Below are 14638 nucleotides of genomic sequence, written 5' to 3'. Positions count from 1 at the left end.
GCACCCCACAGGCTCGCCGCAACAGGCGCGCCGGACACAGGACGTATGAGGAGGCAGGGGTCGTGCTGGAGGCGGACGTCGCCATCGTGGGCGCGGGAGCCGCGGGGTTGTCCCTCGCGCACCGGCTGGCCCGGCACGCGCCCGCGGCCCGCCCGGTCTCCGTGGTACTGGTGAACGCGCCCCCCGGCGCGCTGCGGCCCCCACGGCGCACATGGTGCTTCTGGGAACCCGGCGCCGGCCCCTACGACGCGGCGCTCACCGCGTCCTGGCAGCGGCTGCGGGTGCACGCGCCCGGCGGGCAGCCGATCGAGCGCGGTATCGCGCCGTTGCGCTACAAGATGCTCCGCTCGGACGATTTCGAGAACCTGGTCGCCCGTGACCTGGCGTCCAGCCCGCTCGTGCGCGGCGTGGAGGCGGCGGTCGAGACGGTGGAGGACGTGACCGGCGGCGTCCGACTGCGCGCCCGCACCGCGGACGGGCGAGCGGTGGACATCGGCGCGCGCTGGGTGTTCGACTCCCGCCCGCTGGGCAGCCTGCCCGCCGCCCGCACGACACTGTTGCAGCACTTCCACGGCTGGTTCGTCCGCTGCCGCCGCCCGGCTTTCGACCCGGACGTGGTGGGCCTCATGGACTTCCGCACCCCGCAGCCGGCGCACGGTCTGTCGTTCGGCTACGTCCTGCCCGTGAGCCGGCGGGAGGCCCTGGTGGAGTACACCGAGTTCTCCCCCGCGGTGCTGGCCCCGCACGAGTACCGGGCGGCGCTGCGACACTACACGCAGGACATCCTGCGCCTGTCCGACACGGAGATCGTGTCGACGGAGACCGGCGTGATCCCGATGACCGACGCGCCGTTCGCCCGGCAGACCGGCGCGTCGGTCTTCCGGATCGGTACGGCGGGCGGCGCGACCCGTCCCGCCACCGGCTACACGTTCGCCGCGGTGCAGCGTCAGACACGTGCCGTCGCCGAGGCGCTCGGCGCCGGTCGGCACCCGCTGCCCCCACCGGCCCATTCGGCGCGTTCCCGGGCCATGGACGCCGTGTTGCTGCGCGCCCTGGACAGCGGACGGGTCGACGGCGCCACCTTCTTCACCCGGCTGTTCACGCACGTCCCGAGCGCGCGGCTGCTGCGCTTCCTCGACGGCCGTACCCGCCTGCTCGAAGACCTGGGCATCGGGCTGCGTACGCCCGTTCTACCGATGCTCCGCTCGGCCGCCGAACTGCCGTTCCTCCCCCGCCGGCCCTTCCCCGGGCCCTGACCGCACGGCGCCGGCCGCCGCACCCCGCACCCTCCGACCCGCTCCCCCGCACCCCGCACCCCATCCCCGCACCCCGCTCCACTTCGACGAGGAGACCGCATGACCCTGCTGCGCGACGAGGCACTGGCCACCGCGTTCGACCGGGCCGCCCGCAGCTACGACACCCTGGTGGCGGCCAACCCGGGCTACCACTCCCACCTGCGCCGCTCCGCCCGCCGGCTGGGCCTGCCGCGGCACGGCGACGGGCTGCGGGTGCTCGACCTGGGCTGCGGCACGGGCGCGTCGACCGCCGCCCTCTCCACCGTGCTGCCCGGCGCCGGGATCACCGCGGTCGACGCGTCCGCCGGCATGCTGGAGCGGGCCGCCGCCAAACGCTGGCCGGACCACGTGACCTTCGTGCACGCGCCGGCGGAGGGCTTGGCCGAGGCAGGGGTGGACGGCCCCTTCGACGCGGTGTTCGCCGCGTACCTCTTCCGCAACACGGCCGAGCCGGACGCCGTGCTGAAGACCGTGCACGACCTGTTGGCGCCCCAGGGCAGGCTGGCCGTCCACGAGTACGCCCTCAGCGGGCGGACCCGGCACCGAAGGGTGTGGACGGCGGTGTGCGGCGGGATCGTCCTGCCCGTGGCCTCCGCGCTGGGGGACGGGGAGCTGTACCGCCATCTGTGGCGCAGCGTCGTCGAGTTCGACACGGCGGACGTCTTCGCCGACCGGTTGCGACGGTCCGGATTCGACCGCGTGCGGGTCCTGCCGCTGCCCGGCTGGCAGACCGGCATCACCCACACGTTCGTGGCGGCTCGCTCCGACGGCCTGGCGGGGGCCGGCCGATGAGCGCCGCCCGCCGAACCCCGGCCCCCCGGCGCGGCAGGGACCGGCACGCCCGGGTGTTGCCCGCGGCCGCCGGTGCCCCGCGCGTCGAGGCGGCGCGGTCCGCGACGACCGCCGTGGTGGGCGGCGGGATCGCCGGGCTCGCCGCCGCGACGGCCCTGGCCGAGCGGGGTGTCCGCGTCACCCTCTACGAACGGGAGTCCACCCTCGGCGGGCGCCTGGCGGGCTGGCCGACCGAGCTCGGCGACGGCACCGAGGTGACGATGAGCCGTGGCTTCCACGCCTTCTTCCGCCAGTACTACAACCTGCGCGGCCTGCTCCGCCGTACCGACCCGGGCCTCGACCGTCTCACCCGGCTGCCCGACTACCCGCTGCGTCACAGCAGCGGCCTCCAGGACAGTTTCCGGCGTGTCCCGCGCACACCGCCGTGGAGCGCTCTCGGCTTCGTCGCGCTGAGCCCCACCTTCGGCCTGCGGGACCTGGCGGCGATGGACCCGCTCGCGGCGCTGCCCCTGCTCGACGTCCGGGTTCCGCAGGTGTACGAGCGGCTGGACGACGTGAGTGCCCACGACTTCCTGCGTGCCATCCGCTTCCCCGCGGCCGCCCGGCACCTGGCGTTCGACGTGTTCTCCCGCAGTTTCTTCGCCGATCCCCGTGAACTGTCGGCGGCGGAGATGGCGTTGATGTTCCACATCTACTTCCTGGGGTCGTCCGAAGGGCTGCTCTTCGACGTCCCCGACGAGCCCTTCCCCACCGCCCTGTGGGAACCCCTCTCCGCCTACCTGCGGGGACACGGCGTCGAGGTCCGCACGTCGACGGCCGTCGAGGGCGTCACACCCGTGCCCGGGGGCGGCTTCGCCGTCGCCGCCGACGGCGGGGAGCAGCGCTACGACACCGTGGTCCTCGCCCTGGACACGGGCGGCCTGCGCTCGGTGGTCGCCCACTCGCCGCGGCTGGCGGACAGCCGATGGCGCGAGCGGGTGGAGCGGTTGCGCAGCGCCCCGCCGTTCCTCGTCTCCCGCCTGTGGCTGGACAGGTCGGTGGCCGCCGAGCGCCCCGGCTTCCTGGGCACCAGCGGATACGGGTCGCTGGACAACGTCAGCGTCCTGGAACGCTGGGAGAAGGAGGCGGCGCGCTGGGCGGGCCGCACCGGCGGGTCGGTGGTGGAACTGCACGCCTACGCCGTGCCGGAGAGTGCCGACCGGGACGTCGAACAGAGGCGTCTCGTCGAGCAGTTGCACGAGGTGTACCCGGAGACACGCACGGCGAGGGTCGTCGACGTACGGCACGAGTGGCGCGCGGACTGTCCGATGTTCCCGGTGGGCGGATACGCCGACCGGCCGGCGGTACGCACTCCCGACCCCGGCCTGGTCGTCGCCGGGGACCTGGTGCGCACCGGTCTTCCGGTGGCCCTGATGGAGCGGGCCGCGACGAGCGGCTTCCTGGCCGCCAACGCCCTGCTGGAGCGCTGGGGCGTGCGCGGCCAGACCCTGTGGACGGTCCCCGACCGCGGACGCGGAGCCGCCCTCAGGGCACTGGCCAGGTGGGCGCGCGACTGACCGCCCGGACCGCCACGGGGCGTGAGGGCGCGGCGGGGTGCCGTCCGTCCCGCGACGGGCGGCACCTCGCCTTGGCACCGCTCCACCTCAGGGCAGCGGGGTGCCGCCTGTCGCGTTGAAGATCTCCGCGGTGACGTAGCTCGCCTCCGGGGAGGCCAGGAACACGTAGGCCGGGGCCAGTTCGGCGGGCTGCGCCGGCCGGCCCCAGGCCGTCTGCTTGCCGAACTCCGAGGTGTCGGGCATCGTCGCGGGGATCAGCGGCGTCCACACCGGGCCCGGCGCGACCGCGTTCACGCGGACACCGCGCTCCGCGACCATCTGTGCCAGCCCCTGGGTGAAGGTGACGATCGCGCCCTTGGTCATCGCGTAGTCCAGCAGGTGCGGGCTGGGCTTGTATGCCTGCACCGACGTGGAGTTGATCACGCTGCCGCCCTCCGGGATGTGCGGGAGCGCGAACTTCGTGAGCCAGAACATCCCGTACAGGTTGGTGCGCAGGACCCGGTCGAACTGCTCGGTGGAGATGGCCTCGATGCCGTCGGGCTGCGACATCTGGTACGCGGCGTTGTTGACCAGGACGTCGATGCGGCCGAACTCCGCGACCGCCCGATCGATCAGGCCGCGGCAGTTGGCCTCCTCGCGGATGTCGCAGGAGACGGCGACCGCCTTGCGGCCCGCGTCCTCGACCAGCCGGCACGTCTCGCGCGCGTCGTCCTGTTCCTCTCCGAGGTGGGTGAACAGCACGTCGGCGCCCTCACGGGCGAAGGCGAGGGCGACGGCCCGGCCGATGCCGGAGTCCCCGCCCGTGATGACCGTCTTACGGCCCTCCAGCCGGCCGGAGCCCCGGTAGGACTCCTCGCCGTGGTCCGGCGGCGGGTCCATGGGCCCGGTCCAGCCGGGGTGGGGCTGGTCCTGCGACGCGAAGTCCGGGCTTGGCTGCCGTGCAGCCGGGTTCTGTGCGGATTCGGTCTCGTCCGCCACAACGGCCTCCTGTTTCTCGGTCGGTCGGACGGGCACCGGGTTCCCGGATCGGGCCGACCGAAAAGCCCCCCTTCCGGCGGAAACGCCGGGACACCGTTCGAGACGGCGGTGTCGCACCCGCACGGCCCGGGCCGGCCCCGTCGGCGCGACCACACCGACACGGCGCCGGTCCGGGCGCCAGGTGGCCACCAGGGCTGCGGCGAGGAGGAGTTCGGCGATGTCACCGCCGTAGTACATGATCTGCGCGCCGCCGCGGACCTCGTCGACGGGTGCGTGGATGTCGACTCACGCCGGCCCGTCCTCGGTGTCGGCCGTGCGCCGGGTTCCCCGGGGCGAACGGCGGAAACGGCGCCGGGTCAGCCGGCCGCGCGATCCTCGCCGGGTCTGCTCACCACCGTGAGCAGGTCGTCGCGTCCGGAGACGGCGTCCAGGGCGAGCGTCCGGTAGCCGGCCTGTTCGAAGAGCACGGTGATGCGGTCCCTGTCCTCGCTGAGGACCGTGCCGTCGCCCCACTGCTCGTGCCGCACCTCGCTCCCCACGGGATAGGCGTCCGCCGCCGGGTGGGCGGGCCGCTCCTCGTGCTCTCTGGCGGCGCGTGCCTCGTCGCAGGTGTCGCAGTTGCCGCACGGCTCCTCGTAGTCCTCGCCGAAGTAGCCGAGCAGGAACCGCCGTCGGCAGCCGGTCGTCTCGGCGTAGGCCCGGGCCATCTCGACCCGGGTCCGGTCGGTACGGCGATGCGCCTGCGCGGCCTCCTCGGCCTGCTCGGCCGCCTGGCCGGCGGACACTCCGGGGGCGGGCCGCACCTCTCCCCGCTCCCCCGTGGCGACGGCACCGGCCTCCTCCAGCAGGTTCACCGCCGCGGTGACCCGGTTCCTGGACAGTCCCGTGTCCTGGCGCAGCAGGTCCAGGTCGGCGGGGTCCCCGGCGTGGTCGTGGACGGCGCCGGCCACGTTCGCCAGGGCGTCGCGGCCCGGGGAGCGGGCGGCGAAGAAGGTCTGCATGCCGGTGTCCTCGGACCGGTGGTGCAGGGCGGCCAGGGCCGGGCTGCCGTCCCTTCCGGAGCGGCCGACCTCCTGGTAGTAGGCGTCCAGGGAACCCGGCAGCGACGCGTGCAGGACGAACCGTACGTCCTCCTTGTCGATGCCCATGCCGAACGCCGAGGTGGCCACCACGACGTCGGTCTCCCCGGACAGGAAAGCGTCGTGGACACGGCTGCGTTCGGAGGCGCGCAGTCCCGCGTGGTAGGCCTCCGCGGCCAGTCCCAGGGCGGCCAGTTCACCCGCGTAGTACTCGCTGTCCTTGCGGGTCGCGGCGTAGACGATGCCCGGCTTGGGCTCGCTCGCGGCCCGCTCGATGACGGCCCTGCGCCGGTCGTCGTCGTCCAGGAAGCGGCGGACCTCCAGCCTGATGTTGGGCCGGTCGAAGCCGGTGACCATCAGGCGGGCCCGGCGCATGCCGAGCCGCTCGGTGATCTCCTTGCGGACGGGGGCGGCGGCGGTGGCGGTCAGCGCCAGCACCGGTGGTCCGCCCAGACGGCGTACGGCCTGTTCGAGGCGCAGGTAGTCGGGGCGGAAGTCGTGGCCCCAGGAGGACACGCACTGCGCCTCGTCCACCACGAACAGCGCGGGCCGCATCGCGGCCAGCCGCTCCACCACCTCGTCCTTGGCCAGCTGCTCCGGCGACAGGTACAGCAGCCGGGCCTCCCCCCGGCGCACCGCGTCCCAGGCCTCCTCCGTACCCGCCGCGCCGAGGTCGGAGTTGACGGCTACCGCGCCTGGGCCGTCGGCACCGTCCGGGAGGCCGGCTATCTGGTCCCGCTGGAGGGCCAGCAGCGGTGACACGACCACGACCGGCCCCGGCAGCATCAGGGCGGGAACCTGGTAGACGGCGGACTTGCCGGACCCGGTCGGCATCACGACGAGGGCGTCCTCACCCTCCAACACCCATTGCATTGCTGTGAGTTGTTCGGGCAGGAGGGCGTCCCAGCCGAACACGTCGGCCGCGATGTCCCGCAGGCGCGTGGCCCGTTCCCGCGCGCTCCGCGGCTCCTCCGGTCCCGGTCCGGGTCCCATGGCAGGCTCCCTCTGTTCGCTGGTCGGTGCGGACGCCTGGGAGCGCGCCCGCGGAGGCCGATGGGTACCCAGAGTTCCGGGCCCGTATCAGCCGGCCGCCCGGCCGGTGTCGCCCCTCCTCGCCCACTGGCCGCCGGGCGAGGAAGACGAACTCCCGGCCGGGGCGGTCCGGGGCGTCGCGCACGTCGTCCACCAGGTACCCCTGTGCCGACAGGTCGGCCTCGATCTCCCGCCGCTCACGGAAACGCAGCGTCGAATCGGAGGTCAGCACCTCCCCGTCCGACGCGAAGACGTAGGTCCACCGGAACGTCACCAGCGGCGTCCTCGCGTCGATCACCTCGACCCAGCTCTCGACCGCGCCGACGCCCGGGATCTCGCGCACGCGGTACGACGTCTCACGGTTCCACTCCTCCCAGGCCCTGCGCGCCGGGTCGCGGGACTCGAAGACCAGCAGCCCTCCCGGCCGCAGCGCCCGGTAGGCGCCCCGGAGAGTGTCGCGCCACGCCTGCGGCCCGATGATCTCCTGGGCGACGTTCGCCGTCATGGTGACCAGGTCGGCCCGCAGCGGCCCAAGGCCGGTCGCGTCGCCGTGGATCCAGCGGACCCGTTCGCTGCCCGGCTTGCCGCGCGCCACGTCCAGGGACGCCCCGGCGGGATCGACCGCGACGACGTCGAGGCCCCGCTCGGCCAGGAGCAGCGCGAACACCCCGGTCCCGCAGCCGATGTCGAGGACCCGCCGTGCTCCGCACCCCTCCGCGATCCGGACGTACGCGTCGAGATCAACGCGGTCGGGGTCGAGCGGGTCGTGGATCGCGGCGAGCCGTGGATGCGTGAAGCCCTCGTCAGCCATGCCGCCGACCGTACGCGGAGCCGACCTCGCGCCTCCACCGGTTCGGCTGCCCGCCCGTCGAAGGGACCACGGTCACAGTTCCCGGGTGGGCCAGTCCAGCGGGCGCCGATGACCGCGGTCTGGAGCAGGTAGCGGCGGGCCGGGTCGGGCCGATCGGCGCCGGCGAGTCTGTGGAGGCGTTCCAGGCGGTGGGTCAGGGCGCGCACGCTGAGGGGCGGTATCCCTTTCGTCGGCTGCCGCTCGGGAGAGCGGGACGGTCCATGCCCCGCTCGTGTTCACGTGGTGCTCGGGCGGGCGGCCACGACCGTGCCCGCGACCCGGGCCAGGTCACCGTCGGGTCGTTTCCCACGACCGTGGCCCGGGATGCGGGTGTGTGCGGAAAGGCTGCCCAGCCCGTCCGTGCGCCACCCGGCATCGACAGGTCCGTCACCCCGCAGTTCGTACGGCCGGACAGTGCCGGATCCGGGAATGGCGCCCGGGCCGCACGCCCTGCCGGCGGGCGGGACCGGCGCGGGACGGACCGGCGCGCGACGGTCCGTCGCGCGAGCGCGGGCCGGGCTCGTCAGCCGGCTGCCGGCCGGGCGTGCTGGAGGAGGTGGTCGGCGAGCATCTCCAGGACGGCCTTGCTGTGCTCGCTGTTGCGGTCGACGAGCCAGGTCATGTTGAGCCCGTCGATGAGCGACTGCACGTACCGCGCGAGCACCGGCACGGGTTCGGTCCACTCGATTCCGGCGTTGTCGGCGGCCAGTTCGAGCAGGGAGGCGAAGGCGGCGAGGAAGATCTCGTACTGCCGCTCGGCGACGCTCTCCAGACCCGGGGTGCGCAGCGCGTACTGGGTGAGCTCGTAACTCATCTGGTGTTCGCCGGGGTTGGCCTCGAAGCCCTTCCAGAAGGCGTGCAGGCTGTCGAGGACACTGTCGCGGATGTCCTTGTGCGGTGCGAACAACCCGCGGACCTCGGCGACGTAGCGCTCGGTGAGGGTCTCGGTGACGAGTTCGAGCATCTGCGCACGGGAGGTGAAGCAGTAGTGGAAGGCCCCCAGGGTCATGCCGGCCTCGCTGACGATCGCCCGGGTGGTGGCCTTGGCCACGCCGTCCCGTGCCATGACCCGGATCGCCGCTTCGAGGAGCTCGGCCCTCCGGTCGCTCGCCGCCATGCGGGGCACGCGTACTCCTCTCGCTTCACCTGCGGGTTCTTCGGCGCCCGCAAGGATAGCCAACCACGCGGCCGCCGACCGGAGCGCGACCGGCCGGAGCCGGTGACGGTCATGCGGAGAAGGCCGGCAGAGCAGGGTGGATATCGCTCGCGCCAGAAGTAAGTCAAGCGACCTGGACACTTGACTTACTTCCGGGCGGTGGGCGACCGTAGCCAGGACCGACACCTGGCACGAGCACCGCAGGAGGCACGTGTGCGCCCGAAGGCCACTGTTGTTCCGGACGGGACGGACGGATCGGACGAGGGGGAAGCTCCCGCGTCACCGCGCCGGCCCGCGTCACCGCGCCCGCCCGCGCCGACGGGCCGGCCCGCGCCGACGCGGCGAGCGGGCCTCCCTCGTTCCTCCCGGCTGGAGGGCGGACGATGACCGCCCGGACCACTTCCACCGCTGACGTCACCGCTGTCGCTGCCACCCCGGACCGGTTCGACCGGCTCCGGGCCGCGACCGCCGCGCTCGAACCCCCCTTCGGTGTCATCGACCTGGACGCCTTCGACGCCAACGCCGCCGACCTGGAGCGTCGCGCCGCCGGCAAGCCGATCCGGCTGGCGAGCAAGTCGCTGCGCTCGCGCGCTGCCATCCGACGGGTCCTCCAACGCCCCGGATTCCAGGGCATCCTCGGCTTCACGCTCCCCGAAGCACTGTGGCTGGCCGAGGAGTTCGACGACATCGTCGTCGGCTATCCCACCGCCGACCGCACCGCGCTGCGCGCCCTGGCCGCTGACGAACGTCTCGCCTCCCGCGTCACGCTGATGGTGGACTGCGTCGAACACCTCGACCTGATCGACGCCGCGACCGGACCGCGTGCGACCCGCATCCGTGTCTGCCTCGAACTGGACGCCGCCCTGCGCCTGGCCGGCGGCCGCCTCCACCTCGGTCCGCGCAGATCCCCGGTCCACACGCCCGCTGAGGCGGCCGCCTTCGCCCGCGAGGTCGCGGCGCGCCCCGGCTTCGAACTCGCCGGGATCATGGGCTACGAGGGTCAGATCGCGGGCCTCGGCGACAACCAGCCCGGTTCCCGGCTCAAGCGGGCCGTCCTGCGGGCGATGCAGCACTCCTCCGCCGGGGAACTCGGCGAACGGCGGGCTGCCGCGGTCGCCGCCGTCCGGGCCGTGACCCCCCTGAGGTTCGTCAACGGCGGCGGCACCGGCAGCCTGGAGACGACCACACGGGAGGACGCCGTCACCGAACTCGCCGCGGGCTCCGGCCTGTACGGCCCCGGCCTGTTCGACTTCTACCGGGCCTTCCGGCCCGCACCGGCGGCGTTCTTCGTGCTGCCCGTCGTCCGCCGCCCCTCCGCCCGCATCGCCACTCTCCTGGGCGGCGGTTGGGTGGCCTCAGGGCCTCCCGGCAGGGACCGCATGCCCACGCCGGCCTGGCCGCCCGGGCTGCGTGTCACCGCGACCGAGTCCTTCGGCGAGGTCCAGACCCCCCTGGTGGGCGGCCCCGCGCCCACCCTGCGTATCGGCGACCGGGTCTGGCTGCGGCACGCGAAGGCCGGCGAACTGTGCGAACGAGTAGGCGAGTTGCACCTGGTCAGCGGCGGCGAGGTGATCGAGACGGCGCCCACGTATCGCGGCGAGGGCCGCCACTTCCTGTGAGCCTGTCTCCCCTGGCCGCGCACCTCGCGGCAGACCGGATTCTCAGACCGGATCCGTAGGGAGCGACGCCGATATCCGGTCGAGCCGGCGGCCTATGCCGGTGAGCCAGGCGTCCAGGTCGACGAGCACCGGCTGTGCCACCCCCGGCTCCGGCATCGTGCCCGCCCCCGGTCCACCGCCCGGTGCCGACAGCAGCGCCGCGGCCGATGGCGGTGCGGGTGCCCGTGGCCGGAAGGGGGTGCCCGGACCGTCCGCGTGACCTTCCCCGGCCGATGCGGGAGGGCCGGGCACGGTGAGGTCGAAGCGCAGGAGGCGATGGGTGCCGAGGAGTGTCTGGTGGGCGACGACGAGGACCGCGTGCCAGTCGGCGGGCGCGTCCGGCCGGTCCGCGGACGGTTCGTTGCGGTACTGCGCGTACGCGGCCTCGGCCAGCCGCAGCCGGTGCAGCAGCGGCAGTGTCGGCAGGCTCGCGCATGCGGACGAGGGGTCCGTCAGCAGGTCGGTGGTGGGCGGGATGAGGGCTCCGCACGCCCGCAGCAGGTCCGCCATCGTGCGGCGGACCTCCCGCCGGCCCCCGGCCGGCCAGGCCAGCAGTCCGCACAGCAGACCGATGACGCTGCCGGTGACGACGTCCAGCAGCCGTACTTCGGACAGGCGCCAGTTCACGGGCGTGACCTGGGCGAACACGAGGGCGACCAGGAAGGTGAACAGGGCCTGGGCGCAGGTGATGCCCCAGCGCGGACCCAGGACGAACGTCACGAGCATCGCCGGTACGAGCAGGGCCGCGTAGACGTCCGTGTGCCGGCCCACGGTGAGCAGCAGGACGCCGGCCGCCGCGGCGCCGACCAGGTTTCCGCTCACCGCCTGCCGGATCGCGCTCCAGGTCGCGCCCACGGTGGTGCGTCCCAGGGTGAGTACCGCGAGCAGCACCCAGAAGCCGTGCGCGAGATCGAGTGTTCCGGCCACGAGCCGGGCCGCCGCGAGGCCCAGCGCCACCCGCACGGCGTTCTGGAACCACACCGAGCGACGGGTGAGGTTGGCGCTCGCACGGCGTGCCCAGAGCCGGCCGGCCGGCAGATCCGCGTACCAGAAGACGTCGCCCGCCGCCGGGGGCGCCGTCCGTCCGCGTTCCGCGATGCCCAGGGCGGTGACGGCGACCCAGGTGGCCGCCGCGACCTCCAGCACCATGGCCTGTCTCCGCAGCACGCCGACGTCCGGCCGTCGAGGTGCCGCGGCCTGCCGTACGCGCTCCGCCTGCGTCTGTCTGATCGCCACCTCCAGCGCGACCACCGACGGGGTGCTCGCGCCGGTCCGCAGGGCCGCCCCGGCCGATGCGCACACCTGCGCGACCCGGGCGAGCAGGGCGGCGCAGGAAGCGTCCGCGACCGGGGTCGCTCCGCGGCGCGCCGCCAGTTCGGTGAAGCCCTCCAACAGCCGGCGGCTCGCGGCACCGGCCTGGCTCAGCGCCCGGTCCGTACGTCCCGGGCCGGTGGGGCGGTAGCCAGGCGGCACGTACGAGAACCGCAGGCGTTCGCCCCGCTCACGGAGGTCGTCGGCGGGAACGTGCCCGTCGGCGGCCGCCGACGCGGCGGTGTCCAGAGCGTCGGCCAGCCGCCGGCGGTAGGTCGGCGCGGGCACACCGGGAAAGAGGAGGAAGTTGCAGGCGGCCAGCGCGAGGACGCCCACCGTCGCCCCCGCGAGCCGGACCGACAGCGTCTGCGGGGCGTACGGCGGGAAGCACGCCAGGATGTAGAACAGCTGGAGCCCCGGTGCCGCCCCCGCGCTGCGGGGACCGCCGACGGGGGCGAAGCCGAGCACGAACCCGACGACCGCCATGCCGGCCACCGCCGCCCAGGTGCTCGCCGCGAGCGCGGTGCCGAGGGCGACCAGCAGCGCGCCGAAGGGCAGCGCGCACAGCATCACGCGCGCCCGCTGCCGGCCGGCTCCGGCGACGGAGGACAGGGGCCCGAGCGCGATCGGGGCGAACAGCGCGTACAGCGCCGCCACCGGTTCGCCGAAGCCGTAGAGGAAAAGGTAGAAGCCCGTGGCGGCGGCGACCGTGGTCTGCACCGCCGGACGCAGGAACCTCGTCCAAGCCACCTCGCGGACCATCTCCGCCTCCGGCCGCATCACTGTCACTGCCGTGTCGCGGCATCCCCACCGACGGTGAACCGGCGTCCTCGTGCCCTGCCTGCCCTCGACCATTGTCGGACCGGGGCGAAGGAAGTGCATGTCACAGGGGCGAACCCGGGATGCGCGGGGGCTTGCCGCGCATCCCGCGGTCTGGTTGGGTAACGCGCGCCGGACGCGAGGGGCGCGCAGGCGGGAGGGGGCAGGCGGCGTGCATTCCACGGTGCGGCAGGACGTACGGGAGCCGTTGCCCGACGGGCTCGGCACAGCGATACGGGCGACCGCCGGTGAGATAGCCGCGCTGGTTCGGGGCGTGTCCGACACCGCGGTCGCGGTACCGGGCTCGGAGTGGACGGTCGGCGAGGCCGCCGCCCATCTGGCCCTGGCCAACGAGCTGATGGCCGACCTCGCGCGGGGCCTGGAACGCCCCTACGGGGACGGCACGCCGCAGAGTCTGGCCGCGGCCAACGCGCAGTCCCTCGCCGTGTTCGGGGAGCGCGGGGCCGAACCCCTGGCGGCGAAGATCACGGAGCAGGCCGACGTGTTTCTCGACGCGGTGGACCGGCACGCGGCGAGCGACCCGGCCACAGCCTGGCGGCCACTCGTCACACCGCTGGGCGGCATGGACCGGGCCGTCCTCGCGTCCTACCTGCTCACCCACATGCTGGGCCACGGCTACGACCTCGCCCGCGCCGTGAAGCGCCCCCACATGATCGACCCCGACCGCGTCGGGCTGTGCATGCCGTTCATGCTGTCGGTGATGCCGTTCGTCACCGACCCGGCCGCCACCACCGGCCTGACGGCCCGCTACACCATCCGCCTCCGGGGCGGCGGCACGGCCTTCGGCGTCACCCTCACCGACGGCGCGGTCGAGGTGACTCCGGCGCCGCCCGACCGGTCGGACTGCACCATCCTGATCGACCCCGTCGCCTTCCTCCTCATAGCGCTGGGCCGCCGCGACCCGTGGCGGGCCATCGCCCAGGGCCAGGTGCTCGCCTGGGGGCGCAAACCGTGGCTCGCGCCCCGCTTCCCGACCCTGTTCGCCGCCCCGTGACCCTCACCGGAGGCAGGCCGCAGGCCAACGGCTTTCGGTAAACATCACGACCGGCTCAGCGCCGCCACCATTCGTCGAACGGGGTCACCGGCACGGTCCGCTTGTGCCGGGTCGCGAGATAACCCGACTCCACCTTCGCCGCCAGGTCGGACGTGACGTCGGCGCCTTCCAGGTAATCGTCGATCTGCGTGTACGTCAGGCCGAGGGCCTCTTCGTCGGGCAGTGCGGGCCGGTCGTCCTCCAGGTCGGCCGTCGGCACCTTCTCCCAGACGCTCGGAGGGGCGCCCAACTCCTGGAGCAGGGCTGCCCCCTGACGCTTCGTCAGTCCGGTGAGCGGGGTGAGGTCCACTCCACCGTCACCGTACTTGGTGAAGAAGCCGGTGACCGCCTCGGCCGCGTGGTCGGTTCCCACGACGAGCAGGCCCAGCTGTCCGGCGATCGCGTACTGGATCACCATGCGTTCGCGGGCCTTGATGTTGCCGCGCACGAAGTCCCGCAGTCCGGGTCCTTCGCCCAGCAGGTCGCCCAGGCCGCCTGCCGCCTCGGCGGCGACGGCGTCCGCGCCCGGCTTGACGTTCACCGCGACGGACCGGTCGGGCCGGATGAAGCCGAGCGCGATCTGCGCGTCCTCCTCGTCGGCCTGCACACCGTAGGGCAGCCGGACCGCGACGAAGGTCGCGTCATGGCCCTCGGCCCGCAACTCCTCGGCGGCGAGCTGGCACAGCCTGCCGGTCAGCGTGCTGTCCTGGCCGCCGCTGATCCCGAGGACGTAGCCCTTGGCCGGAGTCGACCGCAGGTAGTCCTTGAGGAAGTCGACCCGGTGCCGGATCTCGACCTTGGGCACGATGGTCGGCTTGACGCCGAGTTCGGCAAGAATCTGCTCGCGTAGCTTCGCCATGCACGTACTGTACTGGGCCGCGCCGGACCAGCCGGAAGACGGTTCGGGCAGCGCTCGCGCGCCCCAGAGCCAGGGCACTTCTTCGGTGAAGGGTCTCCGGACACGGCCGGGGGGGGGGGGGGGGGGGGGGGGGGGGGGGGGGGGGGGGGGGGGGGGGGGGGGGGGGGGGGGGGGGGGGGGGGGGGGGGGGGGGGGGGGG

Annotated in this window: 10 protein-coding genes and 2 pseudogenes; 5 read left to right on the top strand and 7 right to left on the bottom strand. The window is 74.0% G+C overall.

What is annotated here, in order from left to right; translation table 11 throughout:
* The first annotated feature begins 62 nt into the window (after window positions 1-62).
* From AC07AZ_RS28040 to AC07AZ_RS28030, 3 genes are all read left to right on the top strand, one after another.
* A complete protein-coding gene (locus AC07AZ_RS28040; protein ID WP_478852477.1) occupies window positions 63-1256 on the top strand; it encodes a lycopene cyclase family protein in 1194 nt (397 codons plus the stop codon).
* A gap of 99 nt (window positions 1257-1355) precedes the next feature.
* Entirely contained in the window at window positions 1356-2087 is a 732-nt protein-coding gene (locus AC07AZ_RS28035; RefSeq protein ID WP_478852475.1) for a methyltransferase domain-containing protein, read from the top strand.
* A complete protein-coding gene (locus tag AC07AZ_RS28030) occupies window positions 2084-3643 on the top strand; it encodes an FAD-dependent oxidoreductase (protein WP_478852473.1) in 1560 nt (519 codons plus the stop codon). Before AC07AZ_RS28035 ends, AC07AZ_RS28030 begins: the two co-directional genes overlap by 4 nt.
* An 87-nt stretch (window positions 3644-3730) precedes the next feature.
* Here the strand turns inward: AC07AZ_RS28030 and AC07AZ_RS28025 are convergent, their stop codons facing one another.
* From AC07AZ_RS28025 to AC07AZ_RS28005, 5 genes and pseudogenes are all read right to left on the bottom strand, one after another.
* Window positions 3731-4621 carry an SDR family oxidoreductase gene (locus AC07AZ_RS28025; RefSeq protein WP_478852471.1) on the bottom strand — a complete coding sequence of 297 codons (891 nt, stop codon included), beginning with the start codon at window positions 4619-4621 and terminating at the stop codon, window positions 3731-3733.
* A gap of 356 nt (window positions 4622-4977) precedes the next feature.
* The gene (locus tag AC07AZ_RS28020; RefSeq protein ID WP_478852469.1) at window positions 4978-6693 is read right to left on the bottom strand and encodes a RecQ family ATP-dependent DNA helicase; all 1716 of its coding nucleotides are present in this window, start codon (window positions 6691-6693) and stop codon (window positions 4978-4980) included.
* A gap of 127 nt (window positions 6694-6820) precedes the next feature.
* Window positions 6821-7543, bottom strand: a pseudogene (locus AC07AZ_RS28015) (class I SAM-dependent methyltransferase); the annotation flags it as partial.
* Between the two features lie 77 nt (window positions 7544-7620).
* Window positions 7621-7755: pseudogene (locus AC07AZ_RS28010) on the bottom strand (PucR family transcriptional regulator); the annotation flags it as partial.
* A gap of 350 nt (window positions 7756-8105) precedes the next feature.
* Window positions 8106-8699: a TetR/AcrR family transcriptional regulator gene (locus AC07AZ_RS28005; protein WP_478852697.1), complete on the bottom strand. Its 594-nt coding sequence runs from the start codon at window positions 8697-8699 to the stop codon at window positions 8106-8108.
* A gap of 422 nt (window positions 8700-9121) precedes the next feature.
* On the opposite strand from AC07AZ_RS28005, the gene AC07AZ_RS28000 reads away from it, so the two are divergent.
* A complete protein-coding gene (locus AC07AZ_RS28000) occupies window positions 9122-10357 on the top strand; it encodes an amino acid deaminase/aldolase (RefSeq protein ID WP_478852467.1) in 1236 nt (411 codons plus the stop codon).
* Between the two features lie 42 nt (window positions 10358-10399).
* On the opposite strand, the gene AC07AZ_RS27995 is transcribed toward AC07AZ_RS28000, so the two are convergent.
* Window positions 10400-12457 carry an FUSC family protein gene (locus AC07AZ_RS27995; RefSeq protein WP_478852465.1) on the bottom strand — a complete coding sequence of 686 codons (2058 nt, stop codon included), beginning with the start codon at window positions 12455-12457 and terminating at the stop codon, window positions 10400-10402.
* A gap of 241 nt (window positions 12458-12698) precedes the next feature.
* Between AC07AZ_RS27995 and AC07AZ_RS27990 the strand changes: the two genes are divergently transcribed.
* Entirely contained in the window at window positions 12699-13541 is an 843-nt protein-coding gene (locus tag AC07AZ_RS27990; protein ID WP_478852463.1) for a maleylpyruvate isomerase family mycothiol-dependent enzyme, read from the top strand.
* A gap of 55 nt (window positions 13542-13596) precedes the next feature.
* Here AC07AZ_RS27990 and nadE read toward each other — a convergent pair whose 3' ends face one another.
* Complete coding sequence (gene nadE / locus AC07AZ_RS27985; protein WP_478852461.1) at window positions 13597-14439, bottom strand: ammonia-dependent NAD(+) synthetase; 843 nt, start codon at window positions 14437-14439, stop codon at window positions 13597-13599.
* Window positions 14440-14638: the final 199 nt, after the last annotated feature.

The sequence above is a fragment of the Streptomyces sp. NPDC043878 genome (genome assembly GCF_056435735.1).
Note: the sequence above shows the minus strand (reverse complement) of the source record. Positions and strands in the feature narration are given on the sequence as shown.

What these genes read in the sequence shown, in the direction of transcription:
- AC07AZ_RS28035 (WP_478852475.1), top strand. Translation starts at nt 1,356, where the DNA reads ATGACCCTGCTGCGCGACGAGGCACTGGCCACCGCGTTCGACCGGGCC.
- AC07AZ_RS28030 (WP_478852473.1), top strand. Translation starts at nt 2,084, where the DNA reads ATGAGCGCCGCCCGCCGAACCCCGGCCCCCCGGCGCGGCAGGGACCGG.
- AC07AZ_RS28020 (WP_478852469.1), bottom strand. Translation starts at nt 6,693, where the DNA reads ATGGGACCCGGACCGGGACCGGAGGAGCCGCGGAGCGCGCGGGAACGG.
- AC07AZ_RS28005 (WP_478852697.1), bottom strand. Translation starts at nt 8,699, where the DNA reads ATGGCGGCGAGCGACCGGAGGGCCGAGCTCCTCGAAGCGGCGATCCGG.
- AC07AZ_RS28000 (WP_478852467.1), top strand. Translation starts at nt 9,122, where the DNA reads ATGACCGCCCGGACCACTTCCACCGCTGACGTCACCGCTGTCGCTGCC.
- nadE (WP_478852461.1), bottom strand. Translation starts at nt 14,439, where the DNA reads ATGGCGAAGCTACGCGAGCAGATTCTTGCCGAACTCGGCGTCAAGCCG.